Origin of the sequence: Gordonia asplenii, from assembly GCF_012933505.1 — a bacterium.
In the GTDB taxonomy this organism is placed as follows: Bacteria; Actinomycetota; Actinomycetes; order Mycobacteriales; family Mycobacteriaceae; genus Gordonia; species Gordonia asplenii.
The window spans coordinates 107,334-130,565 of record NZ_JABBNB010000015.1; the positions used below are offsets into that span (position 1 = coordinate 107,334).

Below are 23,232 nucleotides of genomic sequence, written 5' to 3' on the forward strand. Positions count from 1 at the left end.
CTGTCATTTCACCGCCGCCCAGGGACATCTTCTCTGGGCGGCCATGAGAGTGCCGAGTGCAATCTGCCTCGGCACGGTTCTTATCTCAGCATATTGACCGTACGTGCGGTCAGCACTTACAGTGATCTGCATCGCATCATCGCGCCGCGCGGCGCGTCGGTCCCACCCTCGACAGGAGCATCACATGACGACCGCATCCGTTCCCGGCGGCATCGCCGATTGGATCGTCCGACGCGCACAGCGCTCGCCCGACCGTATCGCCGTCGTCGACGCCGACGGCGGTTCCGAATGGACCTACGCTCAGCTCGCCGACCGAATGCACGGCACCGCAACGGGTTTGCGTGATCTCGGGGTCCGCAGCGGTGACCGGGTGCTGATCGTGTTGGACAACTGCCCCGAGTTCATCGAGTACGTCTTCGCCGTCGCGTCGGTCGGCGCGATCGCGGTTCCGGTCAATTTCCGGCTGTCGGCGGGTGAGATCGCCTATCTGATCAGCGACGCACAGCCGGTCGTCGTCGTGCACAACGAACGATTCGCCGGACTGACGAAAGACGCACTCGACGGTGCCGCGCTGTCACCGCGCGTCGTCGACGTGGACACGGCACCCGCGTATGTCCCCGGGCACTCGCGCACGGTGGCGGCCGTCGATGACGACGACGTGTGCATGATCATGTACACCTCGGGAACTACCGGACGCCCCAAGGGCGCGATGATCACCCACGGCCATCTGCGGTGGAACACTTTCAACATCCTCACCGTCGACGGCGGCGTAAGCAGCTCCGACGTCACCCTCAGCGTCGCGCCGCTGTTTCACATCGGCGCATTCGGACTGCTGACGCTGCCGCTGCTCTACGTCGGCGGAACCGTCGTATTGCAGCGGGCCTTCAGTCCGCGTGAGACGCTCGCCGCGTTCGAAAGGCACTCTGTCACAATATGTTTCCTGGTTCCGGCGATGTGGGCGGCACTGGCACAGGTTGCGGACTTCGACAGCTTCGACGTCGCCGCCATGCGGTTCGTGCTCAGTGGCGGCGCGCCCTGCCCGCTCCCGGTCATCCGCTTCTTCCAGGGCAAGGGCTGGGCCTTTCTGGAGGGCTTCGGCATGACCGAGTTCGGGCCGTCGACGCTGCTGCTCGACGACGCCCACGTCGTCTCGCACGCCGGGACCGTCGGCCGGCCGTTCCTGCACACCGATGTCGCCATCGTCGACGAGTTCGACCGCCCGGTCCGCGACGGCGACGTAGGAGAGCTCATCCTCCGCGGCCCGACGACCTTCGCCGGATACTGGGGACTGCCGGACGCGACGTCAGAAGCGTTGCGCGGCGGCTGGTTTCATTCCGGCGACCTCGCGCGCAGCGATGCCGAGGGCTTCGTCACCATCGTCGACCGCAAGAAGGACATGGTGATCACCGGCGGTGAGAACGTCTATCCGGCCGAGGTGGAGCACATGCTGCGTGAGCATCCCGAGGTCGCCGACGTCGCGGTCATCGGTGTGCCCGACGAGCGGTGGGGTGAGGCGGTGACCGCGACGTCGTGCCCACCGACGGTTCGGCGGTGACGGCGGCCGATCTGATCGCGTTCGGCCGAGCCGACATCGCACACTTCAAGGCACCCAAATCCGTTGTGCTGCAAAGCGAATTACCGCGCAGCGCAACCGGAAAGCTTCTCAAGCGAACACTTCGCGAACAACTGACCGGCAACGCAGAGGCGGTAACACGATGAGCACGCAACAATGGACTACTCCCGAACGGATCGCATTGCGCGAGATGGTGGACGCCTTCACCCGTAAGGAGATCGTCCCGAACATCGCCGGCTGGGAACGCGACGGCGCGCTGCCGAAAGAGTTGCACCGCAAGGCAGCCGAACTCGGGCTGCTCGAACTCGGCGTCGCGGAGGCGGCGGGCGGCATGGGCGACTACATCGACTTCTTCATCGCCAACGAGCAGATCATCCTGTCCGGCGGAAGCAGCGGGCTGTGCTCGGCGCTGATGACGCATTCGATCGCGACGCCGCACATCGTTGCCAGCGGCGACACGCACCTCATCGACAAGTACGTGCGCCCGACGATCGCGGGAGAGATGATCGGATCACTCGGCGTCACCGAGCCGGGTACCGGGTCCGACGTCGGGGCCATCGCGACCCGAGCGGTGCGCACCGGCGATCACTACGTGGTCAACGGCGCCAAGACGTTCATCACGTCGGGAACCCGCGCGGACTTCGTGACCACCGCGGTGCGGACCGGCGGACCGGGCCACCGTGGGGTGTCGTTGCTGGTCATCGACACCGACAGCCCCGGCTTCTCGGTGACGTCGAAGCTGGACAAGATGGGCTGGCTGTGTTCGGACACCGCCGAGTTGTCGTTCGACGACGTGGCGGTGCCCGCCGAGAATCTCGTCGGGCCGGAAGGGACTGGCTTCCTGCAACTGATGCGACGCTTCGAATCCGAGCGGCTGCTGATGGCCGTGCAGGCCGTCGCCACGGCGCAACGATGCCTGGATCTGACCGTCGACTGGGCGCACAATCGCGTCACATTCGGTGAACCGCTGGCCGCGCGGCAGGTGATTCGGCATCGGCTCGCTGAGATGGGCCGACAGGTCTGCGCGGCACGGGCCTATGTGCGCGACGTCGTATCACGTTGGGCCGCAGGCGATGACGTGAACACCGAAGTCGCCATGGCGAAGAATACCGCGGTCTACGCATGCGACTTCGTCACGAATGAGGCGGTGCAGATTCACGGTGGGATGGGATTCATGCGGGAGTCCGAAGTGGAGCGGCACTACCGCGACGAGCGTGTCCTCGGCATCGGCGGCGGCACCAACGAGATGATGAACGAGATCATCGCCAAGGACGTCGTGGACCGGGCGAAGGGCGCGATCTGAGTCACTCAGTCGCCGACGCAGGTCGAAGTCAGCAGAACTGTGTTGGGATTCCAGCCGGCGAATTCGAATGCCTGCGCCCGGGCAGCGGTGCGGGTGGGTGCGTAGGCCCACCAGAAGGCGTTGGTGGAGGTGTTGCGGACGAGTGCGCCGCAGTTGTCGTTCAAGGTCATCACCTGGCAGTCGGACTGGCCGCACTTGTCTTTTGCGACGTAACGCGCGTCGCCGGCCGATGAGAAATTGATGGCGGTGCCCCATGCGTGGGTGCTGGGGGAGTAGGAGATAGCGCCCCAATGGTTGCTCGCCGCGGAGGCTTGGGCGGGAACCAGCATGGCACCGCTTGCGGCCATCGCGAGGAGTCCGCCGGTCAGTGCGCGCTTGATGTTGAGGTTCATCGTGTTGTCCTTCTCGTGGGTGGAGCGCCGGAAGAGTCTGTAACGGCGACAACACAATTCAAAGCGAAGATCTACTCGATGCCAATGGGGAGTACTACCCACCGGCAGGGGAGTACTCCCCTACGGTTCAGCGCTTGACCGTACGGACGGTCAAACATATGGTGGAAGAGAAAGGAGCTGTCATGCACATCAATGCTGCTGTACTTCGTGATCTGGAGTCTCCGCTCGCAATCGAGACACTCGACCTTCGGGACCCCGGTTCGGGTGAGGTTCTCGTCGAGATCGCCGCGACCGGACTGTGCCACACCGACCTGCTGCCCCGGCGTCGTGGATTCATGGCGGCGCCACCGATCGTGCTCGGCCACGAGGGCGCCGGGGTCGTCCGGGCGATCGGCGCCGGCGTCGACGCACTCCAGGTCGGCGACCACGTCCTGATCTCCTATGCGTCCTGCGGGAACTGCCGCAACTGTGAGGCCGGCGAACCGTTTAACTGCTACCGGTTCTTCGCCCTCAACATGACTGGGCGACAGGGTGATTCGTCGGGACCCATGCTCGACGCCGACGGTGACCCGGTGGCGTCGAGCTGGTTCGGGCAGTCATCGCTGGCAACCCACACGGTGGTCGCGGCGTCGCACGTCGTCGCGGTCGACCGCGACCTTCCGTTGGAACTGCTCGCACCGCTCGGGTGTGGCTTTCAGACCGGTGCCGGCGCGATACTGCGTGCGCTGCGGATGCCCGCGGGGTCGACAGTCGCCGTCGTCGGAGTGGGGGCCGTCGGGCTCGCCGCGGTGATGGCCGCCCGCGCCGCCGACTGTGCCGAGATCATCGCCGTCGATCGCAACCCAGCCCGGCTATCGGTCGCGGAAAAGGTCGGTGCCACAAGGTCATTCGATTCGACCGTCGAGAACATCGAGCGCGCTGTCCGATCCGCGGTCCGCGGCGGCGTCGACGCCGTGGTCGACACCACGGGCAGCGCCGACGTCGTCGAAGCCGCAATCGGCGCGGTTCGCCCCGGTGGTCGGGTAGCGATGATCGGGACGGCGGATCGTGCGCTGTCGATCGCACCCGGTGCGCTCGCCGCGGGCAAGTCGCTCATCGGCGTCATCGAGGGTGGCGCCGTCCCGGGCGAGTTCCTCCCGGAACTGATAAAGCTCTGGCGCGCAGGCAAATTCCCCATCGACGACCTCGTCTCGGTGTACCCCCTCGACGACATCGCGCAGGCCGAGGCGGACCTTCGCTCCGGCGCGGTCGTGAAGCCCGTCGTCGTACCTTCGAGAAACTGACTGGAGTCACCATGCCTACGACCACCGCATCCGCCCTCGACCCCGCGTTGACCCACCGCGACCTCCTCTACCTGGATGGACGGTGGGTGCCCGGCTCGGGTGGGACCTCTGTCCTGACCTCGCCGGCCACCGGCGCGACGATCGGGCAGACGCCGGTCGGTTCCGTCGTCGACGTCGACGCCGCGGTATCCGCCGCCCGCTCGGCATTCCCCGATTGGGCTGGTCGGACGCCGGTGCAGCGGTCGGTTGCCCTGCATCGGCTTGCCGATGAAATCCAAGCGCGCGCAACCGATGTCGCCGCCCTGGTGACGCTGCAGAACGGCATGCCGATCACGTTGTCGACGCCGGCCGAGGGACACGGCCCAGCCGCGATGCTGCGCTACTACGCCGACCTGATCGTGACCGAGGAACTCGAGACGACGCGCCCGGCCGTCGGCCGGCCAGGTAGCACCGTTGTGCGGTCGACGCCGGTCGGAGTGGTAGGCGCAATCGTGCCGTGGAATTTCCCGCAGTCGCTGGCGATGTTCAAACTCGCGCCCGCGCTCGCCGCCGGGTGCACCGTCGTGATGAAGCCCGCGCCCGAAACCCCTTTGGACGCTTTGGCTCTCGCCGATGCCGCGCACGCCGCCGGGCTGCCTTCCGGGGTGCTCAATGTTGTGCCGGGCGACGTGGAGGTGGGCCGGGCGCTGGTCGCACACCCCGGCGTCGACAAGGTCGGATTCACCGGTTCCACGGCCGCGGGTCGCGAAATCGGAGAGGTATGCGGGCGGTTGCTGCGCCCGGTGACCCTGGAACTCGGCGGCAAGAGTGCCGCGATCGTCCTCGACGACGCCGACTTGCCCGCGATGGCGAAGGGACTGGCGTCGGCCAGCCTGCTCAATACCGGGCAGACGTGCTACTCCTCGACACGAATCCTGGTGCCGCGCAACCGATACGACGACGCGGTGGATGCGATCGCCGAGATGGCGCGGTCGTTGCCGATCGGCGATCCCTTCGATCCGACAACGCGTGTCGGACCGCTGATCTCTCGCCGCCAGCGTGACCGAGTGCTCGAGTCGATCGGCTGGGCGGTCGCAGCCGGTGCGGAGATAGCCTGCGGAGGTGTTGTGCCAGAGGGATTCTCAGCGGGAAACTATCTGGCTCCGACGGTGTTGACTCAGCTCGACAACAGCTTCGCCATAGCGCGCGACGAGCTGTTCGCCCCCGTGCTGTGCGTGATCGCCTACGACACCGTCGACGACGCCGTCGCAATCGCGAACGATTCCGACTACGGGCTGGGTGGAACCATCTGGACCAGCGATGAGCAGCGTGCCCTCGACATCGCACCGCGAATCCAGACCGGCGCGGTCGGAATCAACTTCTTCAGCCTCGACATCGGGGCGCCCTTCGGCGGCGTGAAGGGCTCGGGTCTCGGTCGAGAGCTAGGTCCGGAAGGCCTGGGGGCCTACCGTCGGACGCAGTCGATCTACCTGCGGCCGCCCCGGAAGTGAGTCTCCCACCAACCCCGATTCTGCACGCCGCACGACGAAGTGAGGGATGAGATTCGGTATTACCAGCTCCCCGCACGCCGAAGCGAGCAACGAGCCTCGCCACCGGCTCCCCGAGTGCCGAAGCGCCCCTCTGCTGGTTGAGCCGGGCCGAGGCGCTAGCCGAGGTCCGTGTCGAAACCCCTGTACCACAACGACTTTCGACGGTCCGCGCCAATGTCGCGATGTCACCCGGCAAGTGTCTCGTGTGCACCCTTCGGATGCACACGCCTCAATGTTCGACTCCATCACAGTTCGCCAAGTGCGCTACCATCAAATGCATTGTGGTAAAGGGGTTTCGACACGCTCGTCACTTCGACTCGGCTAGCGCCTCGCTCAGTACGGCGCGCTTGCGCTCCTCGCGGCTCAACCAGCAGATGCAGTGCCCCGACCGGTGAAACCAGGCTCGGGGAGCGGGGTGACACCGACGCTCGTGCCTCGCATCGGCACTCGGGGAGTGGACGGCTGCGTCGCGAAGACTCGCGCTTCGTGATGTTTCCCCGCGCCGATCCCTACCGCTACACCTCGATGGTTCCGTCTTCGTGCCACGACCTCAGTTGGCGTTTGTCCATCTTGCCGACCGTCGTCTTGGGAATCTCCGGCAGAAATGCCCATCGCTCGGGTAGCCACCAGCGGGCCACGCGTTCGGACAGGAACGCGACGAGCTCGTTCTGATCAAGCACCGCACCGGGTTTCGCGACGACGCAGGCGAGCGGGCGTTCCTCCCATTTCGGGTCGGCTACTCCGAAGACGGCGACCTCGGCGACGTCGGGATGCTCCGACAGTGCCGCTTCGAGCTCGACCGTCGAGATCCATTCGCCACCGCTCTTGATGCCGTCCTTGAGGCGGTCCTTGATGGCGATCCACCCGCCGCGGGCGATCACCCCCAGGTCACCGGTGCGCAGCCAGCCATCGTCGAACGCATCCGCACCGTCGCTCCCGACGTACCCGCCGGTGATAGTCGCACCGCGCAGCTGAATCTCGCCGACCGACTCACCGTCCCAAGGCAATTCGGCTCCGTCGTCGCCGACGACGCGCGCCCGTACTCCGGGCACGATATGACCGGTCATCGCCTGCCTGGTAACGGCGTCTTCTGGCGATGTTCCCGGTTCCGACCGCGAAAAGGTCAGCAGCGGACTGGTTTCCGTCATTCCCCACCCCTGGGTGAGCGTCACGCCGTGGTCGGCGAGCTTGCGCACCAACGACGCCGACAGCGGCGATCCGCCCGACACCGCCAGCCGCAGACTGGAGTAGTCGACGACGTTCTCGCGCGCATACGTGTCCAAACCGGTCCACAGGGTCGGCACGGCCGCCGTCGCCGTCGGTCGCAACTCGGTGATCACCCGCGCGAGATGGTCGACGCGGAGGTGACGATCGCCCAGCACGATGTCGGAGCCGGCGACCCACGCGGCATGCGGCCAGCCCCACGCATTGGCATGGAACATCGGCACGATGGGGAACACCCGGTCGGCGTCGGAGAAGCCGAATGCGCTGCCGGTCGAGATCTGCAGTGTGTGCAGGTACATCGAACGATGGCTGTACGCAACGCCTTTCGGATTTCCGGTGGTGCCGCTCGTGTAACAGAGTGCGGCCGCGGTGGTCTCGTCGACGACCGGCCACTCGATCTCCGCACTCGCCGCGTCGAGCAGATCCGCGTACCGGTGCACCCGGATGGCAGCGGGCAGCCGAGGCGTCGCGGTGCCGACGACGATCACGTGCTCGACGCCGGACAGCCTGCCCAGTTCGCCGACCGCAGCCAGCGTGTCGACCAGCGTCGAGTCGACGATGATCACTCGGTCGCCTGCGTGTTCGACGATGTAGCCCAACTGATCTCGGTGCAGTCGTAGATTCAGGGTGTGCAGCACAGCACCGATCGACGGCACCGCGAAGTACGCGGCGAGATGCGCCGGTGTGTTCCAGCACAGCGTCGCGACGACGTCGCCCGGGCCGACTCCGATGTCGCGCAACGCATTCGCCAGTCGCACTACGTCGTCGCCGACGGCGTCGAACGTACGCTCGGTGACAGTAGTGTCGTCGTAGTGCACGACGACGCTGTCGGGATGCACGGTGCGGCCGTGCTCGAACAGTGCGGAGACGTTCAGGGGAACGTCCTGCATGGTGGCCTTCATGGCGGTCTCCACTTCGTTGGGGCTCTCGTCAGTCTAGACCGTACGTACGGTCAGTGCTAGTGTTGAGTTCAAGCCACTGCGAAAGGCCCGTGGCAATGCCGTCACTGCTGGTACGCCGGTGACCCTGACGATCGACACGTTCGACGACGGCGAACCCGTACCCGCGTTCGAGGCTGGTCGCTAGCGGAGTGTCGCGCCTAATGGTATTGATATCTTGCGCGCACCCTGCTTAGCCGCATCCTGCTGGTTGAGCGAGGCGAAGCCGAGTCGAAACCACTGTGATGCGACGGGTTTCGCAACTGTCCGGCCGGTGGGGTTTCGACTCGCTCCGCTCGCTCAACCGACAGAGGAACGCTGCCGCAGCTGCATCGCGACGCCAGTGTCCGACGCACGCCGGGCCTCCCCAGACGCCCAACATCCCCGCATCCCCAGGGTCTTTGCAACCGACACCGTGATCGGCGCGCCACCCACGCCGAACACTCACCTACAACCCCGACCGCAGGAGCCACACAGCCCTCATCCGCCCCAGCAGTGACAACGAATCGATTCACCCTGCGACAGCCCCCACATCACCATCGCATCGATACCGGAAACGAGACGCGACACTCCACCAGCCTTACCGCGACTATCCTCGATGCGGTGAAGCCGCCTTCCGACGACACCCGTGGCATCATCGCGCCCACGCGGATGATGCGGTTCGTCGACTTCGCGCGCTACCCCGCGCCAGCCGAGCTCGACGGCCTGGTCAGTTGGTTCTGGTCGGTGAAATGGGACCTCCCAATGGGATTCGTGCACCCGCAACAGGTGTTGGCTCATCCGGGAGTGAACATCAGCGTCGGCGTCGCGCCGCCGCCCGGTGCCGATCCGCCGCCCGGACCCTATCCGTTGGGAGCCTTCTTCAACGGAGTCACCACCACATTGAGCACGCGAACGTTGTCCGGGTCGGGGTGGAACATCGCAGGGCTCACCACGCCGGGAGCGTTCGGCGCGTGGGTCGACGACGTCGGGGCGTACAACGACACGCACCTGCCACTGTCCGATGTGCTCCCGGTCGCCGCTGATCTGGCGGAAAATGTCGCTGCTCAAGAGTTTTCGGTGGCCGCGGAAACGATCGGCGAGGCGTTGATCGCGGCACTCGCCCGACGCCGGGCCGCGCGGATCGCGTCGGCCCGCGAAGTCGCGCGGATCACCGTCGCCGCGCAGGACGACCGATCGATCCGTACGACGGGGCAGCTGGCGGCGCTCGCCGGAGTCACCGAGCGCACCCTGCAACGAATGTTCGCGTCATTCGTCGGGGTGTCGCCCGCGTGGGTCATCCGCCGGTATCGGCTGATCGACGCCGCGGAGCACGCCCGAGCGGGCGGCCCGGTCGATTGGGCAGAACTCGCCGTCGACCTCGGCTACGCGGATCAGTCGCACCTGACCCGTGACTTCACCGCCACCATCGGCATCTCCCCAGCTGCGTATGCGACACAGCAGACCGGCGAGGAATCATGACGAGTCCTCGCCGGTCTGACGGGTGACGGATCCTGACTGCTGAGTACACGGCTCGACCCGGTGTGCTCAGCTGTGTTGGTGATCAGTCGACCGATTCGCGTCCACCGACGACCAGCGCGGCGTTGTGCCCGCCCATGCCCAGCGAGGTCTTGAGCGTGAGGCCGGACTCCATCGGCGTACGGCCGTCCAGCAGCCGCGACACCCGCGGCGTACTCGTCTGCGGGGTCGCCGGTATCTCCGAGTGCTCGTAGCCAAGAAGGGTGGCCGCCAGCTCCACCATGCCGGCCGCCGCCTGGCAGTGCCCGGCCAGCGGCTTGACCGAGAACACGTCGGCATTCGGCAGCATCTCCGACGCGATGGCGCCTTCGGCGGCGTCGCATTGCCGGGTTCCGGGGCCGTGAGCGTTGAGATACCTGATGTCGTCACCGGTGACCCGGGCAGTCGACAGGGCCTGTTCCACGCAGCCGCGAACGTGCGTCAAGGACGGGTCGACCGAGGTGGCGTGATACCCGTCATGGCTCAGTGCGCCGCCGAGTACGCTGCCGTAGCGGTCCACACGGGTGCCGCGTGAGAGCGTCATGGCGATCGCGGCTTCACCGAAGATGAATCCGCTGCTGTCCTCCTGGAAGGGGCGGCAGGCGCTGAGCGGGTCGGTGTCGGTGATCGCGACGCCGAGCTGCACGAACATCGACACGACTTCGCGGCGTGCGGACAGGTCGACGGCGACCACGACGACGTCGTCGACCATGTCGGAGTCGAGCCAGGTCTTCGCGGTGATGACCGCTGCCGACCCAGACGTGCACATTGCCGAGACAGTCATGGCGGGTCCGTGGAACCCGTAGTCGGTCATCAGCGTCGACACCGGCGTCGACGGTGTGACGGCGACGTACTGCCTGCTGCTGAAACCGCTCGCACCCGGTGTCACCATCGAGTACATGTCGAGGTCACCCAGGACGCTTGCCACGATCAGGCCGACGCGGGCGCCGGGGTTCCAGCCTCGTTCGAGCGCGTCTTCGATCGCTTCCCGTGCGGCCGATCGCATTGCCCGGGCGAACGGAGTCACGCCGTCGGCGGGGTCACCGAGGTCGGCGATACTGGCGACCCAGCCCGGATCGTCGAGTGTGCGTCCGAATCCGGGGAGCAGGGCCGCGGCCGACTTGCCGGAGATGAGGCCGTTCCAGAGGGCCTGGCGGCCCCAGCCGTAGGCGCTGACAGCGCCGAGACCGATGATGTGTGCGGGGGTTGGGGATGTCATAGCGGATTTCCTTCGTGAAACTTAATCGGGTTGTGCCGCCGAACAGTTCGGCTGGCAAATACAACGATCGACCACTTCGGCTAGTCCGGCTAGACTCTCGATCCGACAAGATTGGACGATTGTCAAGATGAGTTTTGAGGCCGGGCATGGAAACATGGCTAAAGTCCTTGACCGAGCGCACATCGGAGATCCTGCTGAACGGTTACGGCAGTGACTGAAGTAAACAATCTCGGCATCGCCGAGCGCTACCGCCTGCTCACTGAACTGAGCCCCGACGCGATCGCCATTCATCAGGACGGCATCGTCGTCTATGTCAACGGTGCGGCACTGCGTTTCGCGGGTCTGGCGACTGCTGACGAGATGCTGGGCCGACCGATCCTCGACTTCGTTCACCCGGACTCGGTCCAATCCATGGTCGAGCGTCTCATCGCCATGGGGACGCGCGAAGGCGCGTCGACGGCGCCCGAAGACGTCTTGATGATGGACGACAAGAAGGTCCCGCGGCTGATGGAGGTGACGTCGGTCCGGACGGTATGGTCGGGCCGGCCCGCCTACCAGGTGATTCTGCGCGACATCTCCGCCCAGAAGCGGATCGAATCGGCCGAACGGCTGCGCGTCGCCGTCGTCGACCACGTGACGAATGCGGTCGTCAATGTGGACCCTGACCTGCGGATCCGGTCCTGGAACCCGGGTGCGGAGCGCATGTTCGGCATCTCTCAATGCGAAGTCCTCGGGCGGTTGTGGACGGAGGTGACCGCGTCGGATATCGAGCTCGATGCCATGGTGGGCAGCGTCGAGCAGGTCACCTCGGTGTATCGGCGTGCCAGTGGGCGCCGATTCCTCGCCCGGTCGGCGGTCACCGCCACCGACGCCGGGTACCTGATCGTCATCAGCACGGCGGGGCGTCCGCTGATGGAACGGCTCGACTCGATTCTGGCGGCGCTTCATCAGGCGGTGATCGTCGTCGACGCCGACGGCGCGGTGGAACTGGCGAATCCAGCGGCACATTCGATGTTCGGCCGGGCCGACGAAACGCTTCTCGGCGTGTCCGCGGAATCGTTGCCGCTGCAGTTTCCCGGAGCGCGCTCGCCCATCACCGACTGCCTGCAGGATGGAACGGCCGCGGCCGATCGGGTCGCCGCACTGCCCGACGCCGCGGGTGACCGGTGGGTGTTGTGCAGTTGCCGGTGCCTCGACCCCGAGGAGCCGGATTCGTCGGTGCTCGTGTCGATCGTCGACATCTCTGAACAGCATCGTCGGGTGGTCCAGCTCGACTGGGAGGCGAACCACGACACTCTGACGGCGCTCTTCAACCGTGCCGGGGTCATCCGCGAGATCGGGCGTCGGCTCGGCGAAATGGAGTCGGATCACACGATCGTCGTATGCTGCCTCGACGTCAGCGACTTCAGCGCACTCACCGACCTCCTCGGCTTCCAAGAGGCCGACGACGTCCTGAAGGTGATCGCTCAACGAATCGACGATGCCAGCGGGCACGCGTCGGTCGGCCGGATCGGCGACGCCTCCTTCGTGGTCGTGACGACGACGACGGTGCCGGCGTCGTATGTGCCCGAACTGGTTGCGAACGTGCACACAGCGGTCAGTCGACCCATCGTGCACGGTGCACGCAGCGATCAAGTCGTACTCGACGTCGGGGTGACCATCGGCAACGCCACTCCCCGAACACCGGCCAACCTCGTCGTCGACGCCGCGATCGCGGCGCGGGTGGCCCGGCAGGCCGCGCGGTCCCCGTTCGTCGAGTTCCGTCCCGAACATCGGGAGGAGCTGGAGCGTCGACGCGAGGTCGAGCGGGAACTGCGCGAGACGCTGCGGACGGACCCGGCCCGACTGCGCGTGGTCTACCAGCCGATCGTGCAGATCGACAATCGGCGGGTCACCGCGGTCGAGGCGCTGCTGAGGTGGGATCACCCCGAGCTCGGAACCATCCCACCCGACTCCTTCATTCCCATCGCCGAAGAGTCCGACCTCATCGATCTGATCGGGACGCATGTGCTCACCCTGGCCGTCGAAGAGTTCGTCGCGACGCCGTGGACGTCGGAGATGATCCTGTCGATCAACATGTCGAGGCGACAGCTGACCGATCGTGAGCTGCCCGGTCGGATCGCCGAATGCCTGCGGCTGCGGGGCCTTCCGGCGTCGAGGTTGTGCGTCGAGGTGACCGAGAGCTCGCTGACCGACGTGTCCGCGGGCGTAGCCGAGATCAGAGAGCTCGGTGTGCTCATCGCGCTCGACGACTTCGGTACGGGAGCGTCGACGTTGAGCCAGCTGCAGCGGCTCCCCGTCGACTTGGTGAAGACCGACAAACAGTTCGTCGACGCCGTCGTGGAGGAACGCAGCGCCCGAGTGACCCTGGCCGCCATCGCGAGCATCACCGAGGCGTGCGACATGCAAGTGATAGTCGAGGGCGTCGAGACCGCCGAGCAGGCGGCGATAGTGGCGGAGTCGGGAGCGACCTTCGCGCAGGGCTACCACTACTCGCGCCCGACGTCGCTGGAGGCGTTGGGGGAGATGCTCGCGGACGGCGGGTCGTTGTAGGGACCGGTTTCCGGCTCGCGGAGGATCCCGACACGACATGCAAAGAAACTTTCGATGTCGCCGTCACATGTAAAGTTTTCGGCCAAAAGTTTACATGTGAGGGGGCGGGTGTAAGACTGGCGCTATGCCTCGTCGTTGGGATCCGAACACACCGTTCAACGCACTTCCGCCACCTCCACCAGCGGATTTACTTGAGACACGCCGAGTTCTCAAGGCTGCGATCGGAGCGAATGCGGCGGTCGCGAAACTCAATCAGGCGGCGAAATCCATCCCGAACTCAACGGTCCTCATCAACACGATTCCGATGCTGGAGGCCCAAGCGAGCTCTGAGATTGAGAACATCGTGACCACGACGGACGATCTGTTCCGCTTCCTGGATGACGAAAGCTCTGCCGATTCAGCTGTTCGGGAAACCCTTCGCTACCGGACTGCGCTGCGCGTCGGGTCAGAGCATGCGCGCGAACGAGGATTGACAGCGGCGACGGCGACCGTGGTGTGTAGCGCCGTCAAAGGGCGAGATATGAGGGTCCGGGATCTTCCGGGGACGCGTCTGGCCAATCCGGTCACAATGGCTGTGACATACAGTCCTCCCGAAGGCCGCGACACGATTCTTGACAAGCTACGATCGTGGGAGGAGTTTCTTCATCGCGCAGACGAACTCGACGTGCTCGTCCGAATGGCGGTGGCGCACTACCAGTTTGAGGCGATCCACCCGTTCAGCGACGGCAACGGACGAACGGGCCGGATTCTCAATATCCTGCTGCTCCAGGAGGCGGAGCTGCTGCACGCTCCAATCCTGTACTTGTCGAAGTACATCATCTCCACGAAGGACGAGTACTACCGCAGGCTTCTCGCGGTCACGTCGCACGGTGAGTGGGAGGAGTGGATCCTCTACATGCTGCGTGGAGTCGAGGCTACGGCGCGATCGGCGGCGCGAAAAGTCGAGGCCATCAGTGACCTTCAACGAGACTTTGCGCTCCAAGCGCGCGCGGTGACTCGGGGCGGTGCTGACTCAGAGCTGCAGTCTGTGCTGTTCGAGCAGCCGTATTGTCGAATCGGCATTGTGTCGCAACGATGCGGGGTCTCCCGGCCTACTGCTACCTCGAGGCTGACCGCGCTCGCAAAGGCCGGTCTTCTGCAGGATGTCAAGGCCGGGCGGGACAGGCTGTTCATCAACCGGCAGTTCCTCGACCTGTTGGTTCGACGGGAACTAGCGGACTGATCAAGCGATATCGCGATCAGAACGTGACGCCTAGACCGCCTGAAATCGGACATGCAAAGAAACTTGCTATATCGCCGGCACATGTAAAGTTTTCGCCGATTTCTTTACATGTCCGCCGCGAGGCCGCCCGTCGGCGAGCGCATGCGCGACACTGTTCCCATGACCGACCTCGACAACCTCGAAGCCTCCCTCATCGGCCGACGCCGCTACACGCGCGAGCAAGTCGCCGAACAGTCCGGCGTCCCCGCCGACCGTGCCCGCCAGATCTGGACGTCCCTCGGCTTCCCGTCCATGGACGACGGTGTGGTCGCCTTCACCGACGCCGACGTCGCCGCTGTGAAGACATTCGCCGCCCTCGTCCCCGAGACCGACTCGAGCACCCAGAGCCAGGTCGACGCCGGGGCACGCTCCATCGGGCAGGCGGCCGCGCGTCTGAGCGAATGGCAGGCCGACCTCATCGCCGAGCATCTCGCCGACGATGGCGCTCCCGACGCCGAGCAGACCATCGCCGCGCTCTCGGCATTGCAGGACTACACCTGGCGACGACATCTCGCCGCGGCCCTGTCCCGTTCGATGGATTCGCACGGCACCACTCGGTCGCTGCTCGTCGGGTTCGCCGACATGGTCGGCTACACCCGACTGACGCGTCATCTCGACCTCACCGAACTCACCGATCTGCTCACCGCGTTCGAGTCGGCAACGACCGCGGCAGTCGTCAGCCATGGCGGGTGGGTCATCAAGAACGTCGGTGACGAGGTCATGTTCGCTGCCACCGACCCACGCGACGGTGTGCAGATCGCGTTCGCCATGCAGGATGCCATTCATGAAGCGGCGCAATCGATTTCCGACATGCCAGAGATCCGGATCGGTCTCGCTTACGGCCCCGTCCTCACTCGTTTCGGCGATCTCTACGGTCCCGTCGTCAACCTCGCCGCACGCCTGACCGGCGTCGCCCGCCCCAACACGATCCTCGTCGACGACGATGCCGCCGCGGTCCTCGACGCCGATGCCGATCTGACCACCCGGCATCTCCGCAACGTACGCGTCAAAGGCATTCCGCGGCTGCGCCCGCACGTGATCCGGCGGCGTAAGACGAAGGGCTGATACATCAATTCATCTGGTGCACAGCATTATTCGGTTGACTCGCTGCGCGCCGATCCCCACCGGGCGAGCGCAACACCCGCGAGCACGATCACGACGTAGCAGATCAACTGCGTCGCGAAACCGCCGGGCAGCCAGGTCAGAATTCCGGCATTGTGATGGTCCACGACCAACCGTATTCCGCCCTGCGCACCCAACACCAGCAGTGCGACACCGATCACCGTCGCGATGGCATTTCGCATCGTTCTTCCTCCCTGACGAGCCCGCCATGTTTGTGGTTCACTCGCACCATAACATGTTTTGTTACGATCGCACCACAACGTTGAGCAGGAGATAGATGCCGCGCCAGGTGAATCACGATGAACGACGCCGCCAGATCGCCGAGGCCGTTTGGCGGTTAGCCATGCGCGGCGGACTCGAACAAGTCACGCTGCGCCAGGTGGCCACCGAAGCGGGTGTCTCCGCGCGGCTGCTGCAGTACTACTTCGGCACCCGCGACCAATTGCTGCTCGGTGCACTCGAAATCTTGAACGCCGACGGCGAGCAGCAGGCCAAGGACCGCATCGCGAGCCTGGGGGAGACCCCGACGATGCGGGCCGTCGTCCGCGGTGTGTTGCTGGAACTACTGCCCCTCGACGAGCAGCGCCGCGATCGCCACCTGGTCTACGCGGCCTACTTCGTCCGATTCCTGACCGAACCGGCCCTCGCCGCGGTGGCGCGAGACGCGCCGTCGGCGCTTGCCGATCTGGTGGCGGGCCTGATCGCGCGGTCTCAGGAAATCGGTGAAACACCGCCCGACGTCGACGCCGCACCGGAGGCTGCCTTCCTGACCGCCGCCGCCGAGGGGTTGCAGGCTCGAATTCTGTTGGGGCAGTGCACATCCGACGGGGCCGTCGAGCTCATCGACTGTCAGCTCGAGCGTATCTTCCCGTCGGCCCGATCCACCTAGGAGAACGCTGAATCCCATGGTCGGTGCCCCGCCGAAGCGCCCATCACCCCCGTGGTTCCAGGGCTTTGCGACTGACACCGCGCTCGGCGTGACACCGACACCCACGCCGAACGCTCACCTGACAACCCGACTGCAGCAGTCACGCAACCGTCATCCGCCCCAGCAGTGACAACGATTCGATTTGATCTACCTCGTCGACTGACCTACTCCGGTTTCGGCACCGGAAACTGGGTGCGCATTGCCAAGTCCCACACCACATCTGGGGTCAGCTGCCGTTGCAGGATGGTCAGCGACGCACTCGGTGTGACGGTGTAGCGCGCCTTGGGCTTCTTGGCGTCGACGGCCTTGCGAATCACCTTGGCGACTGCCTCGGGCCCGCCGCCGGCGATCTTCGCGACGGCGCTGTTGTAGATGTCCGCGGTCACCTTGCCGACGCGGGCGTTGAAGTCGGCGTACGGTCCCTCGCCGGTGAGGTCGCCGACCGACCCGACCGCGGTGTCGGCGAACTCGGTGGTGATCAGCCCCGGCTCGATCAAGACCACCTGTATTCCGAAACCTTGAACCTCGAATCGCATGGCGTCGCAGATGGCCTCGACCGCGTACTTGGTCGAGTGGTAGATCCCGCCGCCGGGGAACGTCAGTTTGCCGCCCATCGACCCGATGTTGATGATCCGGCCGACCCCCGCCTCGCGCATCGCGGGCAGAACCAGTTGACTCATCCGTATGAGACCGAACACATTCGTCTCGAACTGTTTGCGGATGTCGTCGAGCGGAATCGACTCGACGGCGCCCGACTGCGAGTAGCCGGCATTGTTCACCAGCACGCCGACGGAACCGTGTTCCTTTTCGACGGCGGCGACGGCTGCCGCCATCGACTCTTCGTTGGTTACGTCGAGAGCCAGTGTGCGGCAACCCTTTTCGGCCAACTCGGTCAGCGTCTCGGGGCGTCGGGCGGTGGCGTAGACGGTGTGGCCGTCGGCCACGAGTTCGGCGGCGGTCGCCGCTCCGATGCCGCTGGAGCAGCCTGTAATCAAGACGACGGTCATGCTGGCAAACTGTACGCCCCATATGTTGACGGTGATTACACTTTGGAGATGTAAGCGATGCAAACTTCTGATACCGTCGACGTATGTCGTCGAAAGCCCCATACCACCACGGCGACCTCCCGACCGCCCTCGTTCGCGCCGCGATCGAACTCCTCGAAGAGGGTGGTGCGACCGCGTTGTCGCTGCGTGCCGCCGCGCGGCGTGCGGGAGTGTCGACCGCCGCGCCCTATCGGCACTTCGCCGATCGGGCCGCGATCCTGTCCGCCGTCGCCACCGTCGGGTACCAGGAACTTCTGGCCGACCTGATCGCCGCGTCGCCCGACCCGTCGACCATCGACGATCTCGCCGACATCGCGATCGCCTACGTACGCTTCGCGCTGAAGAAGCCCGGTCTGTTCCGGGCGATGTTCACCGAACAATGCGACATCACCAGCCCCGACCGGGTGACCGCGGTCGCCGAGATCACCACGTATCTGCACACCATGGTCACCAAGGTGCGCCCGGCGTCGGACTCGGGCTCGATGGCCATCGCCATGTGGAGCCTGGTGCACGGCCTGGCGTTCCTCTTCCTCGACGGAAAGCTGGATTCGTCATCCGACGACGCCGTCGAGACGCAGATCCGCGGTGTCGTGGCGACACTCACCGCGAGCGTCCCCGGCTGATTTCACCGCTTCTCCAGCGTCACCACGGAGATCATCCGACTGGTTCGCGCGTCGTATTCCGCGAACACCTACGTCGCGGCGCACAAGCGCGCCCATACGGCGTCGCGCTGCGTACCGACGACCTCCTGAGCGTGCACCTCGACGGTTCCACCTGGTTTCACCGGTCGGGGCACTCCATCTGGCTGGTTGAGCCGGACGAGCGCCGTGCTGAGCGAGGCGCTAGCCGAGTCGAAGTAGCGCTAGCCGAGTCCGTGTCGAAACCTCTCAGCCACAACGACTTTCGACGGTCCGCGCCTCGGCGACTTTCACCCGGCAAGTGTCGCGTGTGCACCCTTCGGATGCACACGCCTCGATATTCGATTCCATCACAGTTCGACACGTGCGCTACCATCAAATGCATTGTGGTACAGGGGTTTCGACACGCTCGTCACTTCGACTCGGCTAGCGCCTCGCTCAGTACGGCGCGCTAGCGCTCCTCGCGGCTCAACCAGCAGATAGGCCCCCGTCGTCGGTGGATCCAGGTTCCATCGTCGGGGATTCATGTCGGCCAGTATGAGCTACGCCATCTCGACGCAGTGTTGACAGCGCTAACATCGATACTTAGGCTTGGCATCACGGCACGACGCCGATCCCGACCCACCTGAGGACACTCCGATGACAAAGCGCATCTTGCATGTAGTCACCAACGTCGCCCATTACGACGACCCGAACGAGCCCACCGGCCTGTGGCTCTCGGAACTCACGCATGCGTATCACGTCTTCGAGAAGGCCGGGTACGAGCAAGACATCGTCAGCCCGCAGGGCGGCCTCTCGCCGCTCGAGCCGCGCTCGTTGAAGTTCCCCAACTATGACAAGACGGCCAAGGCCTGGCGTGCCGACGACGCCAAGATGGCGTTGCTGGCCAACACCGCCGCACCCGCCGACATCGACTCGTCCCGCTACGACGCCATCTATTACACCGGCGGTCACGCGGTGATGTGGGACTTCCCGGACAGTGAAGGGCTCCAACGGATTTCACGGGAGATCTTCGAACGCGGCGGAATCGTGTCCTCGGTGTGCCACGGTTACTGCGGTCTGCTCAACGTCAAGCTGTCCGACGGTTCGCTGCTCGTCGACGGCCGCAAGGTCACCGGCTTCGCATGGAAAGAGGAAGAACTCGCCAAGGTCGACAAGCTGGTGCCGTACAACGCCGAACAGGAAATGAAGAACCGCGGCGCACTGTACGAGAAGGGCATGATCCCGTTCACGCCGTACGTCGTCGCTGACGGCCGGTTGGTCACCGGCCAGAACCCCAACTCTGCGAAGGCAACCGCGAAGAAGGTCGTGAGCCTGCTCTGAGTAGCTTGGGCTACTCTTGCCGACGATGAGCTTCTCCGCCTACCGGGCGATCAGTGACCTACTGGCCCAGCCCACGCCGGCGCCGCACAAGCTGTACGCGGCAGCGCAGGAACTCGCCGAAAGTTTCGCCGCCGACGAATACACGATCGAGTATCTGCCACCGGATGCCAGCGACCTCATGATCCGCGCCTACCAAGAGGCCGCCGGCGCGGGCATCGCCGACGCGTACCTTCGCCTGGCGCTGCTGTACCGATATGGCGGCCGGGCGACGATGGCGGTCGGCGTGGACAACGATCAGCGTCGCGCGATCGAGTATTACCGATTGGCGGAGTCGGGTGGGTTGGCGGTCTCGTTCCAATTGGCCGAATCCGCCTACTACGCGCGGCTCGCCGACATTGCGCCCGAAGCGGTTGCGCGGGTCGAACGGCTTCTGCGCGACGACCCCGTCGACGCCGACGCCGCAGTGCTGTTGGGCTACATGCATGATCAGGGCTACGGCATGGAACAGAACTCGCAGGCGGCCGTCGTGCTCTTCGAACGTGCGTCGGCCGGAGGTAATCACGACGCCGCGTTCGAGATGAGTCTGCTGCATTTCTCCGGCCGGGGAACGCCGGTCGACGACGCCGAGGGCCTGCGTTGGACGCGCCTCGCCGCGGACCTCGGCAGTGACCGCGCCATGTACAACCTGGGTGCCTTCTACGCGGTCGGTCGGTACGGACTCGTCGCCGACGCCGAGACAGCCGTCGAGTGGTATGTCAAAGCCGCCGAAATCGGCCACGGCAAGGCTGCGTTCACGGCGGGGCTGATGCTCTTGCGCGGCGACGACGGCCTCGACGTCGACCTTCTGCGCGCGGCGCAGTTGTTCGAGATGGCCGACCGCACCTACGGCGAAGTCGACTTCCGGCTGGCGAGTATGGGACTGGAGCGGCCCTAAGACCTGCGCCGACGTCCGTTTTGCTGCCGCCCGGCGGCAGAAATGGCAGAGTTCATGACGGACTCAAACCAACGTCGACGAGGTGTCTCATGGCGATCGCAACCATCAATCCGGCTACCGGCGAAACGGTGCAGACGTTCGACGCCGCGACCGACGACGAAATCGAGCGCGCGCTCGCGCTGGCGAGTTCGTGCGCGGCGTCGTACCGCTCGACGACCTTCGCGCAGCGCTCGGCCTGGATGCAGGCCACCGCGGATCTGCTCGAGGCCGAAGCCGATAACGTCGCCGCGATGATGACTCTCGAGATGGGCAAGACGCTGGCGTCGGCGAAGGCCGAAGTTCTCAAGTGTGCCAAGGGTTTCCGCTTCTACGCCGACAATGCGGAAGCGATGGTCGCCGACGAGGAGGCGAACGCCTCCGCGGTCGGGGCGAAGAAGGCTTTCGTGCGCTACCAACCGCTGGGCGTTGTACTCGCGGTGATGCCGTGGAACTTTCCGCTGTGGCAGGTGGTGCGCTTCGCCGCGCCCGCGTTGATGATCGGGAACGTCGGGCTGCTCAAGCATGCGTCGAACGTGCCGCAGTCGGCGCTGTATCTCGCCGACGTCATCCGGCGCGGTGGCTTCCCGGAGGGTTGTTTCCAGACGCTGCTCATCGGGTCGGGCGCCGTCGAGGGGATCCTTCGGGATCCCCGAGTCGCCGCGGCGACCCTCACCGGCAGTGAGCCGGCCGGTCGGTCCGTCGCCGCCATCGCGGGCGACGAGGTGAAGCACACCGTCCTCGAACTCGGCGGCAGCGATCCGTATGTCGTGATGCCGTCGGCCGATCTCGACGCCGCGGCCCGCGTCGCCGTCACCGCCCGCGTGCAGAACAACGGCCAATCATGCATCGCCGCAAAGCGTTTCATCGTGCACACCGATGTCTACGATGCCTTCGCCGCGAAGTTCGTCGAGTTGATGAGCAACCTCACCGTCGGCGATCCGACAGACCCGGCCACCGATGTCGGGCCGCTGGCCACCGAGCAGGGACGCGTCGACGTCGAGGAGCTGGTCGACGCCGCCGCCGCCAAAGGGGCGTCAATTCTGTGCGGCGGCAAGCGATCTGACGGACCGGGGTGGTTCTACCCGCCGACCGTCGTCGCCGACATCACCACCGACATGGATATGTACCTCGCCGAGGTCTTCGGCCCGGTCGCCTCGCTCTACCGGGTCGCCGACATCGACGAGGCCGTCGCCGTCGCCAACGCCACCACGTTCGGGCTCGGCTCCAACGCCTGGACCACCGACGAAGCCGAGCAGGAGCGGTTCATCAACGACCTCGACGCCGGACAGGTCTTCATCAACGGAATGACCATCTCCTACCCCGAACTCCCATTCGGCGGAACGCGTCGGTCGGGGAACGGGCGTGAACTGTCGGCGCACGGCATCCGCGAGTTCTGCAACGTGAAGACGGTCTGGGTGGGGTAGGCGGCTGTAAGCGCCTCGCCCGGCTCAACCAGCAGAGGGGCGCTTCGGTCGGTGGATCCAGGTTGAGCCGGGACCTACCGACGGCAGGCTCCCTCCGCTGGTTGAGCCGGGCCGAAGCGCTAGCGAAGGCCCGTGTCGAAACCACGTAACCCAGCACTGTTAACTCACCAAACACGTAGTGACAGTTGGCAATTCGTCTCGCGATGGTTTCGACACGCTCGTCGCTTACGCTCCTCACGGCTCAACCAGCGGATAGGGCTGCCGTCGGTGGACCCAGGCTCAACCACCGGCCGGGTAATGGACTGCTTGAGGTGGTTTCGACTCGGCTGCGCCTCGCTCAACCAGCAGTAGGGAACGTCGGCTGCTGATGACCGTTTCGACCAGGCAGTTGCCGGGCCTTATGAGCCGAACGGCGAGCTCGGCAGTCCGCCCGTGCTGACCGGTCCCAGAACGACCTCCAGGTCTGCGTTGTCGTCGACGGCTGGGCCGTAGTCGCCGTGGCAGACGATGTTCGAGAAGTCGAGGCAGCTCGCGGAGACTTCGCGTCCACGGCCGGCCGTTCCTGTTGTGACATAAAGGCTTCCGGTACGAACAACCTGCGCCGGGGTCGTGATCCGCACCTGCCAGGTGGCGTGTGAGGTGCTCCAGCTGCATTCATCGAACACATAGATCGGCGGTACGCGGAAAAGGACGTGCCGCGTGCCGACTGCCGAATAGACCGTGTCATTCCAGTTGACTTGCCCGGGAGTGAGAGCCTCCAGGCATTGACCCGAGCCGTGTACGAAGAACCATTCGATTCGCGTGCCGTTCGGCAGGGAGTAGTGGGGAACCAGTGTGACGGTCCACCCGTCGTTGTTGCCCTTCGGCGCCGCGGATGCGGTGCCGGCAGATATCGACGGAATACCCAGCATGAACGTGCCCACCAGTGCGGCGCTGAGGATGGCGGTAATTGCACGATGCATACGAGTCACCTGACGGAGTGGGGGTAGTCGCGAGCTCACCTTAG

General features: G+C 65.3%; 18 protein-coding genes and 1 pseudogene. 13 read left to right on the forward strand and 6 right to left on the reverse strand.

Annotation, left to right across the window (positions count from 1 at the left end):
- Window positions 1-184 precede the first annotated feature (184 nt).
- A pseudogene (locus tag HH308_RS15660) lies at window positions 185-1,719 on the forward strand (acyl-CoA synthetase).
- On the forward strand, window positions 1,716-2,876 hold the full coding sequence (locus HH308_RS15665; protein WP_170195153.1) for an acyl-CoA dehydrogenase family protein: 1,161 nt from the start codon (window positions 1,716-1,718) through the stop codon (window positions 2,874-2,876). The pseudogene HH308_RS15660 and the gene HH308_RS15665 overlap by 4 nt, the downstream one beginning before the upstream one ends.
- 5 nt (window positions 2,877-2,881) lie before the next feature.
- Here the strand turns inward: HH308_RS15665 and HH308_RS15670 are convergent, their stop codons facing one another.
- On the reverse strand, window positions 2,882-3,268 hold the full coding sequence (locus HH308_RS15670) for a DUF4189 domain-containing protein (protein ID WP_170195154.1): 387 nt from the start codon (window positions 3,266-3,268) through the stop codon (window positions 2,882-2,884).
- Between the two features lie 182 nt (window positions 3,269-3,450).
- Here HH308_RS15670 and HH308_RS15675 point away from each other — a divergent pair, with 182 nt between their 5' ends.
- On the forward strand, window positions 3,451-4,551 hold the full coding sequence (locus HH308_RS15675) for an NAD(P)-dependent alcohol dehydrogenase (RefSeq protein ID WP_170195155.1): 1,101 nt from the start codon (window positions 3,451-3,453) through the stop codon (window positions 4,549-4,551).
- Between the two features lie 11 nt (window positions 4,552-4,562).
- Window positions 4,563-6,041 carry an aldehyde dehydrogenase gene (locus HH308_RS15680; protein WP_170195156.1) on the forward strand — a complete coding sequence of 493 codons (1,479 nt, stop codon included), beginning with the start codon at window positions 4,563-4,565 and terminating at the stop codon, window positions 6,039-6,041.
- Window positions 6,042-6,595: 554 nt separating this feature from the next.
- Here HH308_RS15680 and HH308_RS15685 read toward each other — a convergent pair.
- On the reverse strand, window positions 6,596-8,206 hold the full coding sequence (locus HH308_RS15685) for a fatty acid--CoA ligase (RefSeq protein ID WP_170195157.1): 1,611 nt from the start codon (window positions 8,204-8,206) through the stop codon (window positions 6,596-6,598).
- A gap of 639 nt (window positions 8,207-8,845) precedes the next feature.
- On the opposite strand from HH308_RS15685, the gene HH308_RS30205 reads away from it, so the two are divergent.
- Window positions 8,846-9,703, forward strand: coding sequence for a helix-turn-helix domain-containing protein (locus tag HH308_RS30205; RefSeq protein WP_170195158.1), 858 nt, complete (start codon window positions 8,846-8,848; stop codon window positions 9,701-9,703).
- Between the two features lie 82 nt (window positions 9,704-9,785).
- Here HH308_RS30205 and HH308_RS15695 read toward each other — a convergent pair whose 3' ends face one another.
- Window positions 9,786-10,958, reverse strand: a complete 1,173-nt coding sequence (locus HH308_RS15695) for a beta-ketoacyl synthase N-terminal-like domain-containing protein (protein WP_170195159.1) — start codon at window positions 10,956-10,958, stop codon at window positions 9,786-9,788.
- A 210-nt stretch (window positions 10,959-11,168) separates the two neighbouring features.
- Between HH308_RS15695 and HH308_RS15700 the strand changes: the two genes are divergently transcribed.
- The 3 genes from HH308_RS15700 to HH308_RS15710 all read left to right on the forward strand — a co-directional run bounded on the left by HH308_RS15700 (window position 11,169) and on the right by HH308_RS15710 (window position 15,837).
- Window positions 11,169-13,511 (forward strand): EAL domain-containing protein, encoded by a 2,343-nt coding sequence (locus HH308_RS15700; protein ID WP_170195160.1) that lies wholly within the window; start codon window positions 11,169-11,171, stop codon window positions 13,509-13,511.
- Window positions 13,512-13,635: 124 nt separating this feature from the next.
- Window positions 13,636-14,733 (forward strand): Fic family protein, encoded by a 1,098-nt coding sequence (locus HH308_RS15705; RefSeq protein WP_170195161.1) that lies wholly within the window; start codon window positions 13,636-13,638, stop codon window positions 14,731-14,733.
- 159 nt (window positions 14,734-14,892) lie between these two features.
- On the forward strand, window positions 14,893-15,837 hold the full coding sequence (locus HH308_RS15710; protein WP_246284640.1) for an adenylate/guanylate cyclase domain-containing protein: 945 nt from the start codon (window positions 14,893-14,895) through the stop codon (window positions 15,835-15,837).
- 26 nt (window positions 15,838-15,863) lie between these two features.
- On the opposite strand, the gene HH308_RS15715 is transcribed toward HH308_RS15710, so the two are convergent.
- Window positions 15,864-16,076 (reverse strand): hypothetical protein, encoded by a 213-nt coding sequence (locus HH308_RS15715; protein ID WP_170195163.1) that lies wholly within the window; start codon window positions 16,074-16,076, stop codon window positions 15,864-15,866.
- 95 nt (window positions 16,077-16,171) lie between these two features.
- On the opposite strand from HH308_RS15715, the gene HH308_RS15720 reads away from it, so the two are divergent.
- Window positions 16,172-16,783 (forward strand): TetR/AcrR family transcriptional regulator, encoded by a 612-nt coding sequence (locus tag HH308_RS15720; protein ID WP_170195164.1) that lies wholly within the window; start codon window positions 16,172-16,174, stop codon window positions 16,781-16,783.
- A gap of 203 nt (window positions 16,784-16,986) precedes the next feature.
- On the opposite strand, the gene HH308_RS15725 is transcribed toward HH308_RS15720, so the two are convergent.
- Window positions 16,987-17,829, reverse strand: a complete 843-nt coding sequence (locus tag HH308_RS15725; RefSeq protein ID WP_170195165.1) for an oxidoreductase — start codon at window positions 17,827-17,829, stop codon at window positions 16,987-16,989.
- An 83-nt stretch (window positions 17,830-17,912) separates the two neighbouring features.
- Here HH308_RS15725 and HH308_RS15730 point away from each other — a divergent pair, with 83 nt between their 5' ends.
- From HH308_RS15730 to HH308_RS15745, 4 genes are all read left to right on the forward strand, one after another.
- A complete protein-coding gene (locus HH308_RS15730; RefSeq protein WP_170195166.1) occupies window positions 17,913-18,491 on the forward strand; it encodes a TetR/AcrR family transcriptional regulator in 579 nt (192 codons plus the stop codon).
- Window positions 18,492-19,145: 654 nt separating this feature from the next.
- Window positions 19,146-19,829 carry a type 1 glutamine amidotransferase domain-containing protein gene (locus tag HH308_RS15735; RefSeq protein ID WP_170195167.1) on the forward strand — a complete coding sequence of 228 codons (684 nt, stop codon included), beginning with the start codon at window positions 19,146-19,148 and terminating at the stop codon, window positions 19,827-19,829.
- A gap of 25 nt (window positions 19,830-19,854) precedes the next feature.
- Window positions 19,855-20,763 carry a tetratricopeptide repeat protein gene (locus HH308_RS15740; RefSeq protein ID WP_170195168.1) on the forward strand — a complete coding sequence of 303 codons (909 nt, stop codon included), beginning with the start codon at window positions 19,855-19,857 and terminating at the stop codon, window positions 20,761-20,763.
- 89 nt (window positions 20,764-20,852) lie between these two features.
- Window positions 20,853-22,226 (forward strand): NADP-dependent succinic semialdehyde dehydrogenase, encoded by a 1,374-nt coding sequence (locus HH308_RS15745; RefSeq protein ID WP_170195169.1) that lies wholly within the window; start codon window positions 20,853-20,855, stop codon window positions 22,224-22,226.
- 398 nt (window positions 22,227-22,624) lie between these two features.
- Here the strand turns inward: HH308_RS15745 and HH308_RS15750 are convergent, their stop codons facing one another.
- Window positions 22,625-23,188, reverse strand: a complete 564-nt coding sequence (locus tag HH308_RS15750; protein ID WP_170195170.1) for a hypothetical protein — start codon at window positions 23,186-23,188, stop codon at window positions 22,625-22,627.
- Window positions 23,189-23,232 lie beyond the last annotated feature (44 nt).